Source organism: Patulibacter minatonensis DSM 18081 (genome assembly GCF_000519325.1).
Taxonomy (GTDB): domain Bacteria; phylum Actinomycetota; class Thermoleophilia; order Solirubrobacterales; family Solirubrobacteraceae; genus Patulibacter; species Patulibacter minatonensis.
This window is the reverse complement of sequence record NZ_KI912613.1, coordinates 4638260-4659092: the sequence shown is the minus strand read 5'-3', so window position 1 is coordinate 4659092 and position 20833 is coordinate 4638260. Positions and strand designations below refer to the sequence as shown.

Genomic DNA, 20833 nt, shown 5'->3' with positions numbered 1-20833 from the left:
GTTCGCATCGTCGTCGGACGGTGGCGCACCCGCGACGGACCGCGAGGGCGCGGCGTGCCGTCGGCGCGATCCGCCCCGTGTGGGGCCCGCGATACCCTGGGCGGTCGATGGCCGACGTTGAGATCCAGGAGGACCGGACCGCCGAGACCGCCCGCGCGCAGGCGCAGGCCGAGGCCGACGCCCGCCGCGCCGCCGCGCTCCAGGCCATCCGGCAGTGGGGCGACCCGGTGCTCAAGGGCAAGGCCCGCGAGGTCGAGCACTTCGACGACCAGCTCAAGCACGAGCTCGACACCATGGGGCAGCTCATGCACGCCGCCCGCGGCGTCGGGCTCGCGGCCAACCAGGTCGGCACGCTCCACCGCGTCCTCGTCTACGCGGTCGACGGCGGCGAGGGGCCCGTCCGGCGGCTCGTCAACCCGCGCATCGAGTGGCGCGGCGCGGAGTCCGAGGTCGGGCAGGAGGGCTGCCTGTCGCTGGCCGGCGTGCTCGTCGACGTCGAGCGCTCGGTCCACCTGCGCGTCTCCGCCCAGGACGACCGGGGCGACGACATCATGGTCGAGGCCTCCGGCTTCGAGGCGCGGATCATCCAGCACGAGATGGACCACCTCGACGGCGTCCTGATCCTCGACCGCACCTCGCGCGACCAGCGCAAGCGGGCGCTGCGCGAGCTCCGCGCCCGCGCCGCGGCCGGCGACGCATGAGCGTCGAGGGCCCGCCCGCCCCGCGACCCCAGGACCCGCCCGCCGACGGCCCGCCCGTCCGGACGGCCTTCCTCGGCACCAGCTGGTTCGCCGCCGACGTCCTGCGTCGCCTCGTCGCCGCCGACCGCGCGCCGGGCCTCGTCATCACGCGCCCGGACCGCCCCGCCGGCCGCGGCCGGAAGCTCACCCCGCCACCGGTCGCCGACGCGGCGCTCGAGCTGGGCCTGCCGCTGCTGCAGCCCGAGACGCTCGACGACGACGTGGTCCGCCGGATCGCCGCGGTCGAGCCCGACGCCCTGATCGTCTGCGCGTACGGCGCGATCGTGAAGGAGCCGCTGCTCTCCGCGCACCCGATCCTGAACGTCCACCCGTCGCTGCTCCCGCGCTGGCGCGGCGCGGCGCCGGTGGAGCGGGCGATCATGGCCGGCGACGCCGAGACCGGCGTCTCGATCATGGAGCTCGTCGAGGCGCTGGACGCCGGCCCCGTCCAGCTGCAGGAGTCCCTGCCGATCGGGCCCGACGACACCTACGGCGACGTCGCCCCGAAGCTCGTCGAGCTCGGCTCCGACCTGCTGCTGCGCGCCCTCGACGAGGTCGCCGCCGGCACGCTGACCGCGACCCCGCAGCCGGACGAGGGCATCACGTACGCCGAGAAGATCGTCGCCGCGGACCGCGACCTCGACCCCGCCGCGCCGGCTCGCGTGCAGCACGACCACGTGCGGGCGCTCGCCCCGCACATCGGCGCGCGGCTGAAGCAGGAGGACGGCTCGTACCTGGGCGTCCGCAGGACCGCCGTCGCCGCCGACGGCACCCTCGAGCTGCTCGAGGTCCAACCCCCCGGGAAGAGCCCGATGACCTACGCCGACTACCTCCGTGGACGGGACGCCCGATGACCCGGACCGCCGCCCGATGAGCGACTCCGAGCTGCCCAAGCGCGGATCCGGTCGCCCCGACCGCTGGGAGCGCCGGCCGAAGCGCGGCCCGGCGACCACCGGCCGGCCCGGCGCCCCGCACGACGGCGCCGCGGCGACCGGACAGCGGCCGGCCCGGGACGACGACGCGGCCGCTCAGGACCCCCCGCGCCCCGCCCGCAAGCCGGGCTACTGCGCGCCGCGCGGTCCCCGCGCCGGCCACGGACCGGGCAGCGCCCCGCGCCCGCGGCGCTCCGGCGCCGACAAGGCCGGTGCCGCCCGACGCGCCGCCCACGAGGTCGTCGTCCGCTCGCTCCGGGACGGTGCGTTCGCCGACCGGGCGCTCCACGGCGTCGCCGGCGAGCTCGACCCGCGCGAGCGCGGCCAGGCCAAGCGCCTCGCGTTCGGCGCCATCCAGCGGCGGCTGACGCTCGACCACGTCATCGGGCAGCACGTCGACCGCGAGCTCGACGTCGAGGTCCGCGCCGCCCTGCACGTCGGCCTCTACGAGCTGCTGTTCTCCGACGGCGTCCCGGCCCGTGCGGCGGTCGCCTCCGCGGTCGAGCTCGCGAAGCCGAACATCGGCTTCAAGCTCGTCAACGCGGTGCTGCGCCGGGTCAGCGAACAGAGCGGCGCCGAGGACGGTCCCGGCGCCCGCGTGAAGGGCCTGATCCCGCCGGACGACACGCCCGAGGGCGCGGCGATCCGGCACAGCCATCCGCTCTGGATCGTCAAGCGCTGGTGGGACTGGCTCGGACCGAACGCCACCCGCGCGCTGCTCGCCGCCGGCAACCAGCCGACCGAGCTCGTGCTCCGCGCCAACGGGCTGCGGGCCGACCACGCGATCTCCGAGGGCTTCGAGGTCCCGGGCGAGGAGTTCGACCCCGCGATCCCGGAGGCCCGCCGGGTCACCGGCCCGCTCGACGTCCTCGGCGATCCCGCTTGGCATGAGGGCGTCTACGTCGCGATGTCCTACAGCTCCCAGGTGGCCGCCCGCGCGGTCGCCCCCGAGCCCGGCGAGCGGGTCCTCGACCTCTGCGCCGCCCCGGGCGGCAAGACGACCCACCTCGCCGACCTGATGCGCGGCGAGGGCTCGATCGTCGCGCTCGAGAAGCACGGCGGCCGCGCGCGGGCCCTCCGCCGCACCTGCGAGCGCGTCGGGGCCACGAACGTCGAGGTCGTCCACGCCGACGCGCTGGAGCACGAGCTCGCGGCGGGCTCCTTCGACCGCGTGCTGCTCGACGCGCCGTGCAGCGGCCTCGGCACGCTGGCGTCGCACCCGGACCTGCGCTGGCGGGTCCAGGAGGGCGACCTTCGCGAGCTCGAGAAGCTCCAGACCCGTCTGCTCGAGGTCGCCGACCGCGCCGTGCGGCCCGGCGGACGCGTCGTGTACAGCGTCTGCACGTTGAATCCCGGCGAGGAGCAGCAGACCGACGGCACCGTCCGCCGGCTCTACCCGCACCGCGACCACACCGACGGGTTCTACGTCTCCGCCGTCGGCGGCTGAGCGGCCCGGAGCCCGCGATCGACCGGCCACCACCGGGTTCACCGGAGGGTGGCGGGGTCGCCGCGCGGCGACTGCAATAGTGGCGGGCATGGAGGTCGACCTCGGGCTCAGCTGTCCCGGATGCAAGGAGCCGTGGCTCCGCCCCACGAACCTCCCGGGGCGCTACCGCTGCGTCAACTGCCTCTCGCGGTACGAGCTGCGGTCCGTCTGCCCCAACTGCGGCGAGCACTCCACGATCGTTCGCATGTCGAAGACCGCGACGCTGGCCTGCAACCACTGCGGCTCCAGCATGCTCGTCCAGGTGTAGAGCCCGGGCGTCACGCCCCGCCGGACCCCCGATACCCTGACCGGGTGACCGCCCCGGATCCCCGTCTCGCCCGCCTGAAGGGCATCGCCCCCTCGATCCTCGCCAGCGACTTCGGCGCCCTGCGCAGCCAGGTGCAGGAGTGCGTCGACGCCGGCGTCACGGTCATCCACGTCGACGTGATGGACGGGCACTTCGTCCCGCCGATCACGATGGGCCCGATCGTCGTCGACGCGCTGAAGGGCGTCGGCGCCGTGCTCGACGTCCACCTCATGATCGAGCGGCCCGAGCGGCACCTCGCGGAGTTCGCGAAGGCGGGCGCCGACTGCCTCACGGTCCACGCCGAAGCCACGCCGCAGCTCCACTTCGCCCTCGGCCAGGCGCGGGAGCTCGGCGCGCTCGCCGGGCTCGCGGTCTGCCCGGGCACCGGGCTGGCGCCCCTCGAGGAGACGACGAGCCTCGTCGACCTCGGGCTCTGCATGACGGTGAACCCGGGGTGGGGCGGGCAGAAGTTCATCCCGACGTCGTTCGGGAAGATCGAGCGGATGGCCGCGCTGCTCGGCCCCGACGCGGTGCTCCAGGTCGACGGCGGCGTCGACCTCTCGACGATCGGGCGCTGCGCCGCCGCCGGCGCGACGAGCTTCGTGGCCGGGTCCGCGGTCTTCGGCAAGCCGGACCCGGGCGAGGCCGTCCGCGCGCTGCAGGCCGCCGCGGACGGGGCGCTCGCCGCCGCCTGACCCGCCGGACCGCGTGGTGTCCGTCCGGCGTCGCGCGGACGGCCAGGCCCCGGGGATGTCCCCGATCCGCCGGGGATCACCCTCGGACGGGGCCTCCCCGCCGCCGCGCTCTGCTTCGATGGTCGTCGTGAGCACTCCGATCGTGCAGGCCGACGACCTGCGGAAGACCTACGGCCGCGGCGAGACCGTCGTCACCGCGCTCGACGGGGTCACCGTCGGCTTCCAGGCGGGTGCGCTGGCCGCGATCATGGGGCCGTCGGGATCGGGCAAGTCCACGCTCATGCACTGCGTCGCCGGCCTCGACCGCCCCGACCACGGCACGGTCACGATCGACGGCGTGGAGACCGGGTCGCTCGACGACAAGCGGCTCACGGAGCTCCGCCGCGACCGGATCGGCTTCGTCTTCCAGGCCTTCAACCTCCTGCCGGTCCTGACCGCGGAGGAGAACATCGTGCTGCCGCTCACGATCGCCGGCCGGAAGCCCGATCCCGACTGGCTGGAGCACCTGATCGCCACCGTCGGCCTCGGCGACCGCCGCGACCACCGCCCGAGCGAGCTCTCCGGCGGCCAGCAGCAACGCGTCGCCGTCGCCCGCGCGCTCGCCAGCCGCCCGGCGGTGATCTTCGCCGACGAGCCGACGGGCAACCTCGACTCGCGCTCCTCCGAGGAGGTCCTCGAGCTGCTGCGCCGCTCCGTCGACGAGTTCGGCCAGACGGTCGTGATGGTCACGCACGACGCGCACTCGGCCTCCTACGCCGACCGCCTCGTGCTCCTGAAGGACGGCCGGATCGTGCACGACGGGCCCGCCGGGGGCTCCGAGGCCGTCCACGAGCGCCTGCGGCAGGTCACGGACCCCGACGCGCCGAACCCGCCGGCCGCCTGATGCGCGTCCTGCTCCTCCGCTCGCTGCGGGAGCGCTTCCGCCGCACCGTCATGACGTCGCTGGCGGTCGTCATCGGCGTCGCCCTGATCTCCGGCACCCTGATCTTCACGGACACGATCTCGCGGTCGTTCGACGAGATCGGGGAGGTCAGCTACCGCGGCGTCGCCGTCGCGGTCACCCCGGCGGTGCCGCTGGGCACGCCGAGCAGCGAGGGCAGCGACGACGACCGCGGCCTGCGACGCGACGCCGTCGACCGCGTCGCCGGGGCCCGGGGCGTGCGGCTCGCGGTCGGGCAGCTCGAGGGCCGGGCCATCGTCTACCGCAGGGACGGCCGGACCCCCGTCGGCAGCAACGGTCCGCCGACGCGACTGCTGTCGACGCTCCCGCCCGGCGTGGGCGGCGTGCGGTACACCGCGGGGCGCGCCCCCGCCGCGGACGACGAGGTGGCGATCGACGCCGACACCGCCGAGCGCGCAGGGGTGCGCGTCGGCGATCGCGTCTCCGTCCAGGGCGAGGGACCACGCCGGAGGCTGCGGCTCGTCGGCCTCGCCGGGCTGGGGGACGGCACGACCTTCGGCCCGCGGCCGACCGTGCTCGCCACGCAGGCGACGGCGGCGTCGATCCTGCGCCGGACACCCGACCGGTACTGGAGCCAGGTGCTCGCGCTCAGCGCCTCGGGCACCCGGGACGAGCAGGTGGCCGCGGACGTCCGTCGCGTCGTCGGCGACGGTGCCACCGTCCGCACCGGCGAGGACCAGGGCGCCCGGCAGGCGAAGGAGATCAAGGACCGGATCTCGTTCCTGCCCACGATCCTGCTGGTCTTCGCCGGGATCGCCACGTTCGTCGGGGCGTTCCTCATCTTCAACACGTTCACCATCACGATGGCCCAGCGGCAGCGCGAGTTCGCGCTGCTGCGGGCCCTCGGGGCGGCGCGGGGCCAGATCCGCGCGATGGTCGCGGCGGAGACCACGACCGTCGGGCTCCTCGGGGCCACCCTCGGGCTCCTGGCCGGCTTCGGCGTCGCACCGGGCCTCCGGGCGGTGATCAAGGCGCTGGGAGTCGACCTGCCGACGACCGCGACCGTCTTCTCGGGCCGGACGATCGTCGTCGGGTTCGTCGTCGGGATGGCCGTCACCGCGGCGGCGGGACTGCTGCCGGCTCGCCGGGCGACGCGGGTCGCGCCCGTGGAGGCCCTGCGCGACGCCGCGGCACCACCGGGCCGCGGCAGGGTGCCGCGCGGTCCGGTCCTGGCCGGCCTGGCGATCGGCGTCGTCGGGTCCGTCGCCCTCGCCCTGGCCCTCGTCGGCTCGGTCGAGGGCGACACCGGGACCGCGTTCGCGGGCGGCGGAGCGGGGCTCCTGTTCCTCGCCGCCACGCTGATCTCCCCGGTGCTCGTGGGTCCGGTCGCCCGGATGCTCGGCCGGCCGCTCCGGCGGATCTTCGGGCTTCCCGGCCGGCTCGCCCAGGACAACGCGTCGCGGCAGCCGGGCCGCACGGCGATCACCTCGAGCGCCCTGATGATCGGCCTCGCCCTCGTCGTCTTCGCCACGGTCTTCGCCGCCGGGCTGCGGGAGACGCTGCGCGGCGACATCGAGCGCGTCGTCGCCGCCCCGGTGGTCGTCCAGGCCTCCGGAGGGTCGTTCAGCGGCGTGCCGACGTCGGTCGTGGGCGCGGTCCGGCGGGCACCCGGGGTCACGTCGGCCGGCGGCGTCGGGTTCAGCCGCGTGGCGGTCGGCGGGCGTCGGGCGAGCCTGACGATCTTCGACGCGGAGGCCCTGCGCACCGGCCTGGTCCGGCTGCAGCGCACCGACGGGGGCGGCACCGCCGGCGACCCGGGCCCGGGCGGGGCCTACGTCACCGACACGGTCGCCGGCGATCTCGGGGCCCGTGCCGGCCGGACGGTCCTGGCCCGGGGGACCAACGGCGAGCAGCACCCGCTCAGGATCGTCGGGATCGTCAAGGGCAGCGCCTCGGCGGTCAGCGGCGTGGTCGTCAACGGGGCGACCGCCGCCACGTTCGGGACGACGCAGCCGTTCTTCGTCGTCGTGGACGGCCGTCCCGACGCGGTCCGCCGCGCACTCGCCCGGGACTACCCGGCGACCGAGGTCCTGACCCGCAGCGCGTGGATCACCGACCAGACGGGCCAGGTCAACCAGCTCCTGGGGCTCGTCTACGCGCTGCTCGGCCTGTCGGTGCTCGTCGCCCTGTTCGGGATCGTCAACACGCTCTCGCTCTCGATCCAGGAGCGGATCCGCGAGCTCGGCCTGCTGCGTGCCGTCGGGGCGACCCGGGCGCAGGTCCGCCGGATGGTGCTGCTGGAGGCCGCGATCACCGCGCTCCTGGGCGCGCTCCTCGGCGCCGCCCTCGGCTTCGTCCTGGCCGCCGCGGTCGGGGCGACCCTCGACGGGTTCGCGCTCTCGATCCCGGTCGGGCAGATCGCCCTGCTGGTGGCACTGACCGGCGTGCTCGGGGTGGTGGCGGCGATCCGTCCGGCGAGGCGGGCGGCGCGCGTCGAGGTGCTGGACGCGATCGCCGGGGAGTGAGACCAGGGCCCGCCGGCGCCCCGGCCCAGCGGGCGCCCGGCGCTCCTGCGCCGGCGGGACGGTCGCCCACGGGACCCTTCCTCAGGGGGGAGATCGAGGTTCCCCCTAGCTGGGCGCGATCTGTGTCGTGGGTCCGGACGTAGTACGAACCAGTGGGGGATGCGTTCTCACTCTCGATCTGAGGACGTTCGTATGGTGTTCGACTTGAAGGACCGGTGGAGCTGATGTCCACTGTGACGGGGCTTGGCCCCGGGACCGGAACGACGCGTGAGCGTGGCACCCTTCCGGGTGGTCTGCGTGAGGCGCCGAGGCCGCCGAAGGGTCTGCCTGGCCCGCTTGGCTGGGTGGAGCAGCTCACCGGGATGACGCTGTTGACGTTGCAGGTGATGAAGTCTGCGATCTCGCCGCCGTACAATTGGGGTGGCGAGTTCATCGAGCAGTCGTGGTTGGTGACGAAGAAGGCGTTCTTGCCGTGCTTGTTCTGCACGCTGGTGTTCGCGTATGGCGCGCCTGGTATCTCGGGTGGTTCGCTCTTGTCGACGTTGGCGACGACGGATCGTCTGGGTGCGTTCTCGGTGATGGCGTCGGTGCGTGAGCTGGCGACGTGGATCAACGGGATGGTCGTCGCGGGTGTTGCCGGCACCGCGATCTGCGCTGATTTGGGTGCCCGCAAGGTTCGTGACGAGCTCGACGCGCTCGCCGTTCTCGGCACCGACCTGGTGAAGGTCCTGCTGGTTCCGCGCTTCATCGCGCTTGGCGTGATGACGGTGATGTTCAACTACTGGAACACGGCGGTGTCGATCATCGGCCAGTTGTTGGCGAACATCCTGGTGTGGGACGAGACGGTCGCGGGGTACACGTCGACGTTCGCGTCGAACTTCACGATCGCTGAGGTCGTGTTCAACACGCTGAAGGTCCTGACGTTCGGGTTCATCATCGCCGTGGTCTGCTGTTACAAGGGCATGAACGCGAAGGGTGGCGCGGCCGGGGTCGGCAAGGCCGTCAACCAGGCCGTCGTGATCTCGTTCTCGGCGATCTACATCTACAACTATCTCCTGAACTCGCTGCTCTTGGGCGCGTTCCCGGAGACCGCGACCCTCCGCTAGGGGCTGAGAGCTATGGAAGCTGGAAACTCTCCCGCGCCGTACCAGCCCACCGGGGCGGGCCGCAAGGGCACCCCGACCGGTCTGGAGCGGTTCGCTGCGGGGTTCGTCGACCCGGTCCGCAACATCCTGGTGGAGGCCGGGCAGATCGGTGCGTTCGCGGGCCGGTCGTTCTTGGAGCTGCGCGGCACGCTGCGGTATTCGGCGGAGATGATGCGGCAGGTCGCGTTGTTGATCACCGGGTCCGCGATGGTGTTGTGGGCGATGCAGTTCACGTTCGGACTGACGTGCGGCAACGAGGCCGTCTACGTCCTGCGCGGCTACGGCGCCTCCAGTTATGCCGGGGTGTTCTCGGCGATCTGTCCGGTGCGTGAGGCGACGCCGTTCATGTTCGCGTACATGATCGGCGCGAAGATCGGTTGCGGCTACGTCGCCGAGCTGGGGTCGATGCGGATCAACGAGGAGATCGACGCGATGGAGTCGCTGGGGATCAACCCGATGCGCTACCTCGTCGGCACGCGTCTCTTGGCGAACATTCTCGTCAGCCTGCCGATCTTCATCAGTGGTCTGGTGCTGTTCTACCTGGGTGAGGTGTTCGTCATCTTGTTCCAGATCGGCGAGATCTCGCGCGGGGCATGGGAATCGGTGCACTGGGCGTTCACTGATGCACCGTCGGTGATCTTCAGTTATCTGAAGACGTTGGTGATGTGGGTCGCGATCGTGATCGCGGCGATGTACTACGGGATCAACGCCAAGGGCGGACCCGTAGGAGTTGGTGAGGCGACCGCCCGATCGATGGTGGTGGCGCTGATCCTGACAATGGTGCTCAACGAGGGCTTCACGATCCTCTTCTGGGGCGCCGATTCCAAGCTGCCCGTCGGAGGCTGAGGAATCCACGGGCCGGCCCGCAAGGGACCGGCCCCACCACGCACCACCCCTGAGGGGCCGGACACCATCCGGCCCCTCACCCGTTCCCGGGCCGACGCCGGCGCCGCCGCACCTCTCGCGCGGCCGGGCGGGTCGCGCTGCCGGGCCCGTCGCGCTCTTCGGCTCTCCGCGCCGCCGGGCCCTGCCCGTGGCCGGCCGTGGGCCGCTCGAGCCCCGGCCGCGCCGCTCAGGCGGTCGCGGCGGCAGCCTCGCCCGGCACCGGCCGCGCGTAGACCCGCGACAGCAGGCCGCAGAGGACGAACGCGCAGAGCGTGTAGCCGACCTCGGCGTTCCACAGCTCGTCGCCGATCGGCCCGACGAGCATCCACACCACGAACGCCCCGCCGGCGACCAGCCACGACGCCGCCGCCGGCCACGCGTGCCCGCGCGCGAGCGCCGCCTGGTTCAGGGTGCCCGCCGTCAGGTGGGCGCCCATGCCGATCGCGACGACCGCCAGACCGAGCACCGGCGGCTCCTGGCCCTTGAACAGGATCGGCATCACGACCCCGCCCAGGACGAGCAGTCCCACGACGACGAGCGCCGCGAACGCCGCGATGTAGGTGATCGCCTTGCGGATCGCCGCCGCGATCTCCTGCGGCGCTCCGGTGGCGACCAGCGACGCGAAGTGCGGGAGGAGCGTCGTCTGCACCGCCTGGAACAGCTGGAGCGGCGCCCGCGTCACCAGCAGGGCGCTGAAGATGAGTCCCGCGACCGCCTTGTCCGCGGTCAGGAGCGTGCCGGCGTTCACCAGGGTCTGCTCCCCGAGCTGGATCATCGCCACCGCCACCGCGAACGACCCGCCCGCGCGCAGGCCGGCGTCGGACGCCGCGGACTTCGCCGCGACCCCCTCACGCGCCGAGCGCTCGGTCTCCGCGCTCATCCGCTGCGTCGCGGCGCGGATCGCCCACGGGACGACCAGGAGCGACGCGAGCGGAGCCGCGAGGATGCCCGCCGCGACCGCGATCTGCCCGGACGAGATGCCGACCAGCGCCGCGATCGGGAAGAGGATCCGGGCCACGGACTCGAACAGCACGAGGCCGCCGTAGAGGGCGAACCAGCCGTGCCCGGCCACGAACCCGCGGGCGAAGTAGCTCGCCGCGTAGGCCAGGCCGGCGCCGACCAGGAGCCAGAACATCCCGTCAGAGCCGATGTTGTCCTGCAGCGGACCGCGGGCGATCAGCGCCGCGGCCACGAGGACCACCGCGAACCCCGCCTGGATCAGCAGCGGCTCCTTCAGCGACGGGTGGGCCTCGCCGCGCGCCCGGGCGGTCGCGATCGTCCGCGACAGGAGCTGCTCCACGGGCCGGTAGAACACCGACATCGCCGTGAAGAGGATCGCCCACATCGTGGCGATCTCGCCGTAGTCGTCCTTCCCCTGCGCGCTGTCCCCGAGCGCGTGGGACGCGACGGAGAAGAAGAGGAACGTCAGGAGCCCGGTGGAGGCGATCCCGATCGTCAGGAGGCGGGCGCCGCGTCCGACCGAGCCCTGCTCGTGCGTCGCGTCGGCGAGGTCCTCCGCCAGCGCCTCGTCGGCGACGGCCCCCGACGGGTCGAGGTTGGGGTCGGCCGGGAGCGCACCGGGAGCGGTGTGCTCGTACGGCCGGTGGCGGGGCTCCTCCGGGTCGCTCACGACCGTCCCGCCCCGCCGTGCCGCAAGGTCAGTCGCCGACGCGGACGAGGAGCTGCGTCCACGGGAACGGCTGCCGGGTCTCGACGACCTCGCCGTGCTGGGAGAGCAGCTTCTTGAACGAGCGGGTCGACCAGTGGTTCAGGTGGCCCGGGGTGTTGCCGAGGTCCTTGATGTACGCGCCGCGCGCCATGTTCACCGCGCGCCAGATCGGCTCGCGGGGGACGGACACGAGCAGCCAGCGCTTCGCCACGCGCGCCATCTCGGCGACCGTGTGCTCCGGGTCCGGCACGTGCTCGAGGACCTCGATCGCCGAGGCGACGTCGAACTCGTCCTTCTCGAACGGCAGGTTCTCGGCGCGCATGATGCGGTAGTCGAGGTTCGGTGCCTGACGCTGCGCCCAGCCGGCCTGGATCGAGTCCTCCTCGAGGTCGATCCCGACGACGCGCTTGTCGCCCAGGCGCTGCGCCCACTGGTGGACGAGGACGCCCTCGCCACAGCCGACGTCCAGCAGCGACTGCGCGTCGGCGCGGACGAAGAGCTCCTCGAGCTGCCGCTCGAACCCGGCCTGCAGCCGCTTGGCCACGGGGTTCGTCGTGTTGTACTTGTCGTACGTGTTGCCGGTGATGACGCCGTCGTCGTTCGTCGTGACGATCAGCGGGTTGCCGCCGGAGCCGGAGGGGCCCGGGGTACCGGTGGGCTGGCTGGGGGTGCTCATCGGGGCGTCGTCTCCGCGTCGGTCTCGTCGGTCACCGGCGGCGCGGCGTGCGCGCCGGTCGTGGGGCTCTGGCCGGTCGGCTTCGCGCCCGGCTCGTAGTGGCTCGGCGGGACGCCGAGCTGCAGCTCGATGCGCCTGACGCGCTCGAACACGCGCTGGGTGAGGATCCGCTGCCCGTGCAGCAGGTCGCCCATCACCGCCAGCGCGGCGACCATCACGGCGGCCGTGAACAGCACGCCGCCGAAGATCAGGGACTGCACGTGGCCGGCACCGTCGCTCTGGACCCAGGCGACGAAGAACCGCAGCCACGGGATGCAGGCGAGCAGGAACAGGACCACGGCCATGCTCATGAACACGCGCATGGGCTCGTACTGCGCGTAGATCCGGAAGATCGACACGGTGTTGCGCCGCACGTAGGACCACATCGACGGGAAGAGCCGCGATTCGCGGAGCTTCTCGTTCGTGGAGACGGGGACGTGCTTCGTCGCGACCAGCAGCTTGCCGGCCTGGATCAGCGACTCGAGCGTGTACGTGAAGCGCGAGACGACGGCGAGCTGGATCGCGGCCTCGCGGTTGTAGGCGCGGAACCCGGACGTCGCATCGGCGATCTCGGTCTCCGACGCACGGCGGACGACGGCCGACCCGAGCTTCTGCAGCCGCACCTTCAGCGGCGAGAAGTGCTCGATCTTGTGGACCTCGCGGTCCCCGACCACCATGTCCGCCTCGCCGGCGAGGACCGGGGCCACGAGCGCCGGGATGAACGACGCGTCGTACTGGTTGTCGGCGTCGGTGTTCACGATGACGTCGGCGCCGAGCTTCAGGCAGGCGTCGAGCCCGGCCTGGAAGCCCGCCGCGAGGCCCTTGTTGTTCGTGAGCTTGACGATGTGGTCGACGCCGTGGTCGCGGGCGACCTGCAGCGTCTTGTCCACCGACCCGTCGTCGATGACGAGCCACTCGACCTGGTCGAAGCCCTCGACCTCGCGAGGCAGGTCGGCGAGCGTCGTGGGGAGCGTCTCCTCCTCGTTGAAACAGGGGATCTGGATGATCAGCTTCATTGGGGCTCAGCGCGTCGTTGGACGATCAGGTCGGTGCCGCGGGCGTGCACGTCAGCACGGCCCGCGGCGAGATCGGGGCGGTGCCCATCGGCCCGCCCCTCCTCTGCGCGCCGCGTGATCCGGATCAGCGGCGCGGGCACGAGCATCGGTCGATGCCGTGGAACCGCAGGAGTATTCCAGAGGCGGCGGAGGGCCCGACGCCCGGGTCGCCGGAGGGGAGGCGAGGTCCCGTCCCCGCGAGGTCCCGTAGACTCGCCGACGCATCTTGGAAGGACCGGAAGACACGCACCGCAGCGGCCCGAGCTCCCGCCTGCCCTGGATCGCCTTCGGCCTCTTGTGCGCGGGCCTGCTGACGCTGTTCCTGGTCTACCCGACCTACCCGAACTACGACAGCTACTACTCGCTGCTCTGGGCCCGGGAGATCTGGGACGGGCAGAAGCCGGTCTTCGACGCGTTCCGCGCGCCGACCGAGCACCCGCTGGCGATCCTCTTCTCGATGTTCCTGACCCCGTTCGGGCAGGGCGCCGACCGCGTCGTCGTGTTCTGCGCGATGGCCTCCGTCGCCGCGCTCGGGGCCGGCATGTACCAGCTGGCGAAGCTCGCCTTCAACCGCTGGGTCGGCCTCGTCGCCGGGGTCCTCCTCGTCGCCAACTGGGACCTGATCCTGCTGGCGGTGCGCGGCTACCTCGACGTCACCTACATGGCGCTCGTGCTGTGGGCGGCGGTGCTCGAGACGCGCCGCCGGCGCCGCGGCTGGCCCACGATGCTGCTGCTCACCCTCGCGGGCACGCTCCGGCCGGAGGCCTGGGTGCTCTGCGGGCTCTACGGGCTCTGGATGGCCTGGGACGGCGCCCACGTCCTGCGGGACGGCCGGATCGCCCTCCGCGAGGGCCTCTCGCGCGTCCTCACCCGCCGCGGCATCACGTGGCTCGCGCTCGGGTGCGTCGCCACCGGGCTGTGGCTCGCGACGGACACCGTCGTCACCGGCAACCCGCTGTTCTCGCAGACGTACACGTCCGGGCTGGCCGAGGAGCTGGGGCGCACGCAGAGCCCGCTCGCGATCCCGTTCACGACGATCTCGTTCCTCCGCGGCATCGACGGTCTGCCGCTCTTCGTCGCGGGCCTCGTCGGCCTGCTGACGACGCTCTGGATCGTGCCGTACCGCGCGACGATGCCGCTCGTCCTGTTCGTCGCCGGCATCGGTACGTTCTTCCTCCTCGGCTTCGGCGGCTTCTCGGTCATCGACCGCTACCTGCTGGTGCCGGCCGCCCTGCTGCTGATCTTCGCCGCGGTCCTGCTCGTCGGCTGGACCCTGATGCCCGAGGGCCGGGTCCGGACGTGGTGGGCCCGCGCGTCCCTGCTCGGCGGCATCGGCGTGGTCGTCGTCGGCGCGGTCAACCTGCAGCCGAACTCGCTGGCCAACGACCTGAAGTTCCGCGGGGACGCCCACAAGGACCTCGTGCGGGTGCTCGACGAGCCCCAGGTCCGGGCTGCGCTGAAGTGCGGGCCGCTGTGGACGCCGAACCACAAGCTCGTCCCCGACTCGCGCTGGATCCTCGACGCCGGCAACGCCGAGGTGCTCCCGCGCTCGATGCTCAAGCCGGCGCTCTTCGACACCGACGTCACGGGGTACGGCAGCCCGGACCGCCGCGTCGCCCGCAAGGCCGTCCCCGACGCCGAGGGGCTCCGCGGACCCGACGGCAGGCTCCTCTACGTCACGGTCAAGGGTCCGAACGGGACGCCGAAGCGGGACTCCCGCGGCGACGTCCTGAAGACCACCGTGCCGAACCCGACGCCGACCGTCACCCGCGGCGTCGCACTGCTGCCGACGTCCCGCCTGGCCCTCGTCCGACAGGGCTACGTGTTCGTCGGCGACGACCGCGCCTTCGACGTGATCCCGCCCGCCGGCTTCCGGCGCATCGCCACGAGCACCCACTACGCCGTCTACGCCTCGTGCCGACCCTGAGCGCATGAGGCTCCCGGCCCCCGATCGGCTGCGGTGGGGCATCGCGGTGGGCGTGCTGGTGCTCGCCGGGCTCGTCCTGCGCCTGTGGGGCATCCGGTCGGGGCTGCCGTACGCGTACAACGCCGACGAGAGCTCGCACTTCCTGCCCCAGGCGGTCGGGATGTTCCGGGGCGACCTCGACCCGCACTACTTCATCAACCCGCCGGGGTTCACCTACGCCACGCACATCGGACTGCGCCTGCGGTTCGGCGGAGCGGACTCGGTCTGGTCGGCGTTCGCGAACGACCCCGGCAGCGTCTACGTCGTCGGGCGCGTCGTCTCCGCGCTGATCGGCGTCACGTCGGTCTGGCTCGTCTACCTCGCCGGCGTGCGGCTGCTCGACCGGCGGACGGGCATCTTCGCCGCCGGGCTGCTCTCGGTCGCGTTCCTCCCCGTCTTCTACGGGCACCTCGCGCTGAACGACGCGCCCACCGTCGCCCCCGTCGCCCTCGGGCTCTGGGCGTCCGCGGGGGTGCTGCGATACGGACGGGACCGCGACTACCTGATCGCCGGTCTGGCGGTCGGGCTCGCCGCGGCGCTGAAGTACACCGGCGGCATCGTCCTCCTGCCCGTGCTGATCGGCGCCGTGATCCAGGCGGCGCAGCCCGACGGACGGGTCCCGGCGGTCCGCGGCACGATGCTGGCGTTCGTGGCCTTCGCCGTCGGCTTCGTCGCCGCCAACCCCTACGCGCTCCTGAACTTCGACGACTTCTGGTTCGGCATCGCCCACCAGAGCTCGGCGGCGGGCGGCGAGACGACGACGAAGCTCGGCTCCACCCGTGGGGGCGGCGTCGGCTTCTACGTCTGGACCTTGACCTGGGGGCTCGGGATCATCCCGTCGGTCGCCGCGGTCGGCGCGCTCTTCCCGCTCTGGCGGGACGACCGCCGGGTCTGGTTCATGCTCGTCCCGACGGTCGTCTTCTTCCTGCTGTTCATGAGCATCCAGGGGCGCTTCTTCGCCCGCTGGCTGCTCCCGGTCTACCCGGCGCTCGCGCTGCTGGCCGGCTACGCGGGGACCCGGCTGGTCGAGCTCGTCGAGTTCCGCAGACCGCGCTGGCAACCGGCCGCCCTCGTGGTGGTCGGCCTCGTCCTGTGCGGTCAGGGGCTGTTCTCGAGCGTCCACGTCGCGCGTGTGCTGGCCCGGGAGGACACGCGCAACGAGACGCGCGACTGGATGGTCAAGAACATCCGGGCGAACGAGAAGATCGTCCTCGAGCCGGTCGTCCCCGCGAGCTGGCTGTCGGACCTCGACTCGGTCAACGCCCGGGACGACGGCACGCGCTGGTCGCGTTACCCGACGAGCCGCTCGCCGTGGGACCTCCGGACCGGGAAGCCCGTCAAGGGCGGCGTCTCCGTCTTCCTCGAGAACTACGTCCGGTCGCTCGACCCGCGCCTGATCGAGCGGTACACCGCGGGCGGCTACTGCTGGGTGATCACCGGGTCCACCCAGCGCGGGCGCGCCGAGGCGGAGCCCGAGGAGGTCCCGCGGGCCATCCAGTACTACGAGAAGCTCGACAAGGTCGGCAAGCTCGTCTTCGAGTCCTCGCCGTACAAGAAGGGCGCGGACCCGGTGAAGTTCGACTTCGACTGGTCGTTCGACTACTACCCGGGGGCGTACGAGCGCCCGGGGGCGATCATGAAGGTCTACCGGCTCACCGGCGGCAAGTGCGCATCCGCCTGAGCGGTCGCCGGACCGCGGTCCGACTCGTCATCCCAGGCGTACAGGGGAACCCGGAGCGGCAGCACTATCCTCCGGAGCACGGATGACGATCGATGCCCGAGACGTGGCCCTGCTGGAGCGGGCGGTGGAGCTCGCCGAGCGCGGCCGGCGTCACGTGAGCCCGAACCCACTGGTGGGCGCCGTCGTCTCCCGCGACGGGCGGGTGGTCGGCGAGGGCTGGCACGCCGAGCTCGGTGGTCCGCACGCCGAGGTCGCGGCGATCGCCGCCTGCGCGGGGGAGGACCTCTCCGGCGCGACGATCCACGTCTCGCTCGAGCCGTGCTGCCATCAGGGCCGCACCCCGCCGTGCACCGACGCGATCCTCGCGGCCGGGCTCGGTCGCGTCGTGGTGGCGGCCGACGACCCGTCGGTCAAGGCCGCCGGCCGGGGCCTCGGGATCCTGCGCGACGAGGGCGTCGAGGTCGCGAGCGCGGCCGCGGACTCCGACGTCGGCCGCCGCGCGCGGCTGCAGAACCAGGCCTTCCGCAAGCACGCCCGCACCGGGCTGCCGTGGGTGATGATGAAGACGGCGACGAGCCTCGACGGGCGCCTGGCGACCCACTCGGGCGACTCGCGCTGGATCTCGTCGGGCCCGTCGCGCGAGCTGACCCACGGCTGGCGGGCCGAGGTCGACGCGGTGGTCGTCGGGATCGGCACCGCGCTGGCCGACGACCCGCAGCTGACGGCCCGCGTCCCCGACGCCGGGCAGCAGCCGCGCCGGGTCGTCTTCGACTCGGAGGCCCGCCTGCCGCTCGACGGCCGGCTCGTGGCGTCCGTCGACGAGGCCCCCGTCACCGTGATCACGAGCCGCGCCGCGTCCCGCTCGGCCGTCGACGCGCTGACGGCCTCCGGGGTCGAGGTCGTCGTCGTCTCCGGACAGAACGAGCACTCCCGCGTCCGCTCGGCGCTGGCCGAGCTCGGCCAGCGCGGCGTCACCTCCCTGATGCTCGAGGGCGGCTCGCACCTCGCCGGCGCGTTCTTCGACGCGGGGGAGATCGACGAGCTGCGCATGTTCGTCGCCCCGCTCCTGCTCGGCGGCAAGCAGGCCCCAGGACTGATCGGGGGCGAGGGCGTCGAACGGATCGCGGACGCCGCCCGCCCCGTGGAGCTGACCCGGCGGACGGTGGGGGACGACCTCCTGACCATCGCCCGCCTCAAGGAGTGGTGAGACCGTGTTCACCGGCATCGTGCAGGACCTCGGGACGGTCGTGGCCGTCGACGAGCAGGACGACGGCGTGCGGCTGCGCGTGTCGACGGCCCTCGCGGGCGAGCTCTCCCCGGGCGACTCGATCGCCGTCAACGGCTGCTGCCTCACGGCCGTCGGCGAGTCGGCCGAGGTCGCGGGCCCCGACGGGACGTCCACGACGACGCTGAGCTTCGTAGCGGACGTCATGAACGAGTCCCTGCGGCGCACGAGCCTGTCGCGCGCCGCCACGGTCGGCGGCCGCGTCAACCTCGAGCTGGCCATGGCCGCCGGCGACCGGTTCGGCGGCCACATCGTCCAGGGGCACGTCGACGCGACCGGCTCGGTCGTCGGCACCCGCCCCGACGGCTTCGCCCGGATCGTGCGGATCGCCCCGGAGGACCCGGCGCTGCTGCGCTACGTCGTCGAGAAGGGCTCGATCACGATCGACGGCGTCTCGCTGACGGTGTCGTCGATCGACGAGGAGGCCATCGAGGTCTCCTTGATCCCCGAGACGCTGGAGCGCACCACGCTCGGCGGCGTCGGGCCCGGCGACCCGGTCAACCTCGAGGTCGACGTGCTGGCCAAGCACGTCGAGAAGCTGCTCTCCGCAAAGGACCGCTCGTGAGCGACACCGCCCCCCGCACCACCGGGCACCCGTTCGACACCGTCGAGGACGCGATCGCCGACATCCGTCTCGGGAAGATGGTGATCGTCTGCGACGACGAGGACCGCGAGAGCGAGGGCGACCTCGTCTGCGCCGCGCAGTACGCCGACGCGGAGGTCGTGAACTTCATGGCCCGCGAGGCGCGCGGCCTGATCTGCCTGACCCTGACGCCGCAGCGCTGCGAGGAGCTCGGCCTCGACCTGATGGCCGCGAAGAACGAGGCGCAGTTCGAGACCGCGTTCACCGTCTCCATCGAGGCGCGCGAGGGCGTGACGACCGGCATCAGCGCCCAGGACCGCGCCCGCACCATCGAGGTCGCGATCGACGAGCGGTCCGGTCCGCGCGACGTCGTCGTGCCCGGCCACGTCTTCCCCCTGAAGGCCCGTCGCGGCGGGGTCCTCGAGCGCACGGGGCACACCGAGGCGTCCGTCGATCTCGCGCGGCTCGCCGGGCTCCATCCGTCCGGCGTGATCTGCGAGATCATGAACGACGACGGCACGATGGCCCGTGTGGCCGACCTCGTGCCGTACGCGCAGAAGCACGGCCTGAAGATGATCACGGTCGCCGACCTGATCGCCTACCGCCGGCAGAACGACGTGCTCATCGAGCGCGTCGTGGACATCAACCTGCCGACCCAGTTCGGCACCTTCACCGCGGTCGGCTACCGCTCGCTGGTCGACGACAAGCACCACGTCGCGCTCGTGAAGGGCGACGTCGCCGGCCGCGAGGACGTGCTCGTCCGCGTGCACTCGGAGTGCCTGACGGGCGACGTCTTCCACTCGATGCGCTGCGACTGCGGCGAGCAGCTCGAGTCGGCGCTGATGACGATCGAGGAGCAGGGCCAGGGCGTGCTGCTCTACCTCGCCCAGGAGGGCCGCGGGATCGGCCTCCTGAACAAGCTCCGCGCCTACAAGCTGCAGGAGGAGGGCTACGACACCGTCGACGCCAACCTCAAGCTCGGCCTGCCCGCCGACCTGCGGGACTACGGCATCGGCGCCCAGATCCTCGTCGACCTCGGGCTCTCGTCGATCGCGATCATGACGAACAACCCGAAGAAGATCCGCGGCCTCGAGGGCTACGGGCTGTCCGTCAGCAAGCAGGTGCCGATCGAGCACCGCGCCAACGAGCACAACGAGACGTACATGCACACCAAGCGCGACCGGATGGGCCACATCCTGAGCGGCGTGGTGGACGGGACGGCCGGCGTCGGGACCAGCGAGCACCCGCTCCACCACCAAGGGCTGCCGCTCGACGAGGAGATGCTCCGGGAGGAACAGATCCGGGACCACGCCGCGGACGGCACGGCCGGGATGCACGAGGGCCCGGGCGACGACGGGATCGTCCGATGACCGACGGGCGCTTCGCGATCGTCGCGGCCACCTTCTACCGCGAGCTCGCCGACCGGCTGATCACCGGCGCCCAGGCGTCGTTCGCCGAGGCCGCGAAGGAGGCCGGAAAGCCGGCCGACCCGGTCGACGTCTTCGAGGTCCCCGGGGCGTTCGAGCTGCCGCTGGCCGCGAAGTACCTGGCGGAGTCCGGCCGCTACGGCGGCATCGCCTGCCTCGGCGCCGTGATCCGCGGGGAGACGGACCACTACGACTTCGTCTGCGCCGAGGCCGCGCGCGGGCTGCAGCAGGTGCAGATCACCACCGGCGTCCCCGCCACCTTCGGCGTCCTCACGGTCGACTCGATGGAGCAGGCGCTCGCGCGCTCCGGGGGCGACACCCGGGACTCCGGCCGCCACGCCGCCGACGCCGTCCTGGCGCTCGTCGGCGTCCGCCGGCAGCTCGCCGGGACGTAGGACGGACAGCGCCCCGGTCCGCGGGCCCGCCGCGGCGGCGCGCTACGCTGGGTCGATGGACACCGAGTCCGTCGCGCTGCTCGCGATCTTCCTGCCGCACGGCGTCGCCGGGGTCTTCTTCGGATGGCGCCTGATGCCCAAGGACGCTCGCCGCGAGCTCCGCAGCTGGTTCAAGGACGACGGCGACGGCGGCACGCCCCGCCCGGTCCCGGTGCGCCCGCGCACCGGCGGCGGTGGGGGAGAGCCCCCGCTGCCGTCCGCCGAGCCGTCCACGGTGCGCCTGCGCGAGCCCGGCCGCCTCGCGGACGCCACGCCCGCTCCGGCCAGGCGCCCGTCGCACCCGCCGACGCCCGCCCCGGCGCCGGACCGCGTCAACGAGCCGATGCGCCGCTGACCCCGATCCGAGGCGCACGACGGGGGGAGGACGCACCGCGCTACCCT

At 72.9% G+C, this 20833-nt stretch carries 19 protein-coding genes; 16 read left to right on the top strand and 3 right to left on the bottom strand.

Annotated elements, in window-relative coordinates:
* The first annotated feature begins 107 nt into the window (after positions 1–107).
* From def to PATMI_RS0121955, 9 genes are all read left to right on the top strand, one after another.
* Positions 108–701: a peptide deformylase gene (def, locus tag PATMI_RS0121995; RefSeq protein ID WP_026912471.1), complete on the top strand. Its 594-nt coding sequence runs from the start codon at positions 108–110 to the stop codon at positions 699–701.
* Positions 698–1594, top strand: a complete 897-nt coding sequence (locus PATMI_RS32340; protein ID WP_051472141.1) for a methionyl-tRNA formyltransferase — start codon at positions 698–700, stop codon at positions 1592–1594. Before def ends, PATMI_RS32340 begins: the two co-directional genes overlap by 4 nt.
* 16 nt (positions 1595–1610) lie before the next feature.
* Positions 1611–3119, top strand: coding sequence for a transcription antitermination factor NusB (locus PATMI_RS32335; protein ID WP_157260919.1), 1509 nt, complete (start codon positions 1611–1613; stop codon positions 3117–3119).
* A gap of 88 nt (positions 3120–3207) precedes the next feature.
* A complete protein-coding gene (locus PATMI_RS36170; protein ID WP_084270413.1) occupies positions 3208–3426 on the top strand; it encodes a YfgJ family double zinc ribbon protein in 219 nt (72 codons plus the stop codon).
* 44 nt (positions 3427–3470) lie between these two features.
* Positions 3471–4160, top strand: a complete 690-nt coding sequence (rpe, locus tag PATMI_RS0121975; RefSeq protein WP_084270154.1) for a ribulose-phosphate 3-epimerase — start codon at positions 3471–3473, stop codon at positions 4158–4160.
* A gap of 118 nt (positions 4161–4278) precedes the next feature.
* Positions 4279–5043 (top strand): ABC transporter ATP-binding protein, encoded by a 765-nt coding sequence (locus PATMI_RS0121970; protein ID WP_036726262.1) that lies wholly within the window; start codon positions 4279–4281, stop codon positions 5041–5043.
* Positions 5043–7586, top strand: a complete 2544-nt coding sequence (locus PATMI_RS0121965) for an ABC transporter permease (protein WP_026912468.1) — start codon at positions 5043–5045, stop codon at positions 7584–7586. The genes PATMI_RS0121970 and PATMI_RS0121965 overlap by 1 nt, the downstream gene beginning before the upstream one ends.
* 344 nt (positions 7587–7930) lie before the next feature.
* Positions 7931–8692, top strand: a complete 762-nt coding sequence (locus tag PATMI_RS0121960; protein WP_245604070.1) for an MlaE family ABC transporter permease — start codon at positions 7931–7933, stop codon at positions 8690–8692.
* Positions 8693–8704: 12 nt separating this feature from the next.
* A complete protein-coding gene (locus PATMI_RS0121955) occupies positions 8705–9577 on the top strand; it encodes an MlaE family ABC transporter permease (protein ID WP_026912466.1) in 873 nt (290 codons plus the stop codon).
* Between the two features lie 226 nt (positions 9578–9803).
* Here PATMI_RS0121955 and PATMI_RS0121950 read toward each other — a convergent pair whose 3' ends face one another.
* The 3 genes from PATMI_RS0121950 to PATMI_RS0121940 are packed head-to-tail and all read right to left on the bottom strand — an operon-like array spanning position 9804 to position 13016.
* Positions 9804–11246, bottom strand: coding sequence for a lipopolysaccharide biosynthesis protein (locus PATMI_RS0121950; RefSeq protein WP_026912465.1), 1443 nt, complete (start codon positions 11244–11246; stop codon positions 9804–9806).
* Between the two features lie 28 nt (positions 11247–11274).
* Positions 11275–11961 (bottom strand): class I SAM-dependent methyltransferase, encoded by a 687-nt coding sequence (locus tag PATMI_RS0121945; RefSeq protein WP_051472139.1) that lies wholly within the window; start codon positions 11959–11961, stop codon positions 11275–11277.
* Positions 11958–13016: a glycosyltransferase family 2 protein gene (locus PATMI_RS0121940; protein ID WP_026912463.1), complete on the bottom strand. Its 1059-nt coding sequence runs from the start codon at positions 13014–13016 to the stop codon at positions 11958–11960. Before PATMI_RS0121940 ends, PATMI_RS0121945 begins: the two co-directional genes overlap by 4 nt.
* 265 nt (positions 13017–13281) lie before the next feature.
* On the opposite strand from PATMI_RS0121940, the gene PATMI_RS32330 reads away from it, so the two are divergent.
* The 7 genes from PATMI_RS32330 (at position 13282) to PATMI_RS0121905 (ending at position 20786) form a co-directional block, all read left to right on the top strand.
* Positions 13282–14982, top strand: coding sequence for a glycosyltransferase family protein (locus PATMI_RS32330; RefSeq protein ID WP_036726259.1), 1701 nt, complete (start codon positions 13282–13284; stop codon positions 14980–14982).
* A 4-nt stretch (positions 14983–14986) separates the two neighbouring features.
* Positions 14987–16702: an ArnT family glycosyltransferase gene (locus PATMI_RS0121930; RefSeq protein ID WP_026912462.1), complete on the top strand. Its 1716-nt coding sequence runs from the start codon at positions 14987–14989 to the stop codon at positions 16700–16702.
* Between the two features lie 82 nt (positions 16703–16784).
* Entirely contained in the window at positions 16785–17909 is a 1125-nt protein-coding gene (gene ribD, locus PATMI_RS0121925) for a bifunctional diaminohydroxyphosphoribosylaminopyrimidine deaminase/5-amino-6-(5-phosphoribosylamino)uracil reductase RibD (protein WP_026912461.1), read from the top strand.
* Positions 17910–17913: 4 nt separating this feature from the next.
* A complete protein-coding gene (locus PATMI_RS0121920; RefSeq protein WP_026912460.1) occupies positions 17914–18552 on the top strand; it encodes a riboflavin synthase in 639 nt (212 codons plus the stop codon).
* A complete protein-coding gene (locus PATMI_RS32325) occupies positions 18549–19940 on the top strand; it encodes a bifunctional 3,4-dihydroxy-2-butanone-4-phosphate synthase/GTP cyclohydrolase II (RefSeq protein ID WP_051472138.1) in 1392 nt (463 codons plus the stop codon). The genes PATMI_RS0121920 and PATMI_RS32325 overlap by 4 nt, the downstream gene beginning before the upstream one ends.
* Complete coding sequence (ribH, locus tag PATMI_RS0121910; protein WP_026912459.1) at positions 19937–20392, top strand: 6,7-dimethyl-8-ribityllumazine synthase; 456 nt, start codon at positions 19937–19939, stop codon at positions 20390–20392. Before PATMI_RS32325 ends, ribH begins: the two co-directional genes overlap by 4 nt.
* Positions 20393–20447: 55 nt before the next feature.
* A complete protein-coding gene (locus PATMI_RS0121905) occupies positions 20448–20786 on the top strand; it encodes a hypothetical protein (protein WP_026912458.1) in 339 nt (112 codons plus the stop codon).
* The last annotated feature ends 47 nt before the right edge of the window (positions 20787–20833 follow it).

Coding starts and splice junctions, on each gene's coding strand:
- def (WP_026912471.1), top strand. CDS start 108: ATGGCCGACGTTGAGATCCAGGAGGACCGGACCGCCGAGACCGCCCGC.
- PATMI_RS32340 (WP_051472141.1), top strand. CDS start 698: ATGAGCGTCGAGGGCCCGCCCGCCCCGCGACCCCAGGACCCGCCCGCC.
- PATMI_RS32335 (WP_157260919.1), top strand. CDS start 1,611: ATGAGCGACTCCGAGCTGCCCAAGCGCGGATCCGGTCGCCCCGACCGC.
- PATMI_RS36170 (WP_084270413.1), top strand. CDS start 3,208: ATGGAGGTCGACCTCGGGCTCAGCTGTCCCGGATGCAAGGAGCCGTGG.
- PATMI_RS0121970 (WP_036726262.1), top strand. CDS start 4,279: ATGGTCGTCGTGAGCACTCCGATCGTGCAGGCCGACGACCTGCGGAAG.
- PATMI_RS0121965 (WP_026912468.1), top strand. CDS start 5,043: ATGCGCGTCCTGCTCCTCCGCTCGCTGCGGGAGCGCTTCCGCCGCACC.
- PATMI_RS0121955 (WP_026912466.1), top strand. CDS start 8,705: ATGGAAGCTGGAAACTCTCCCGCGCCGTACCAGCCCACCGGGGCGGGC.
- PATMI_RS0121945 (WP_051472139.1), bottom strand. CDS start 11,961: ATGAGCACCCCCAGCCAGCCCACCGGTACCCCGGGCCCCTCCGGCTCC.
- PATMI_RS0121940 (WP_026912463.1), bottom strand. CDS start 13,016: ATGAAGCTGATCATCCAGATCCCCTGTTTCAACGAGGAGGAGACGCTC.
- PATMI_RS0121930 (WP_026912462.1), top strand. CDS start 14,987: ATGAGGCTCCCGGCCCCCGATCGGCTGCGGTGGGGCATCGCGGTGGGC.
- ribD (WP_026912461.1), top strand. CDS start 16,785: ATGACGATCGATGCCCGAGACGTGGCCCTGCTGGAGCGGGCGGTGGAG.
- ribH (WP_026912459.1), top strand. CDS start 19,937: ATGACCGACGGGCGCTTCGCGATCGTCGCGGCCACCTTCTACCGCGAG.
- PATMI_RS0121905 (WP_026912458.1), top strand. CDS start 20,448: ATGGACACCGAGTCCGTCGCGCTGCTCGCGATCTTCCTGCCGCACGGC.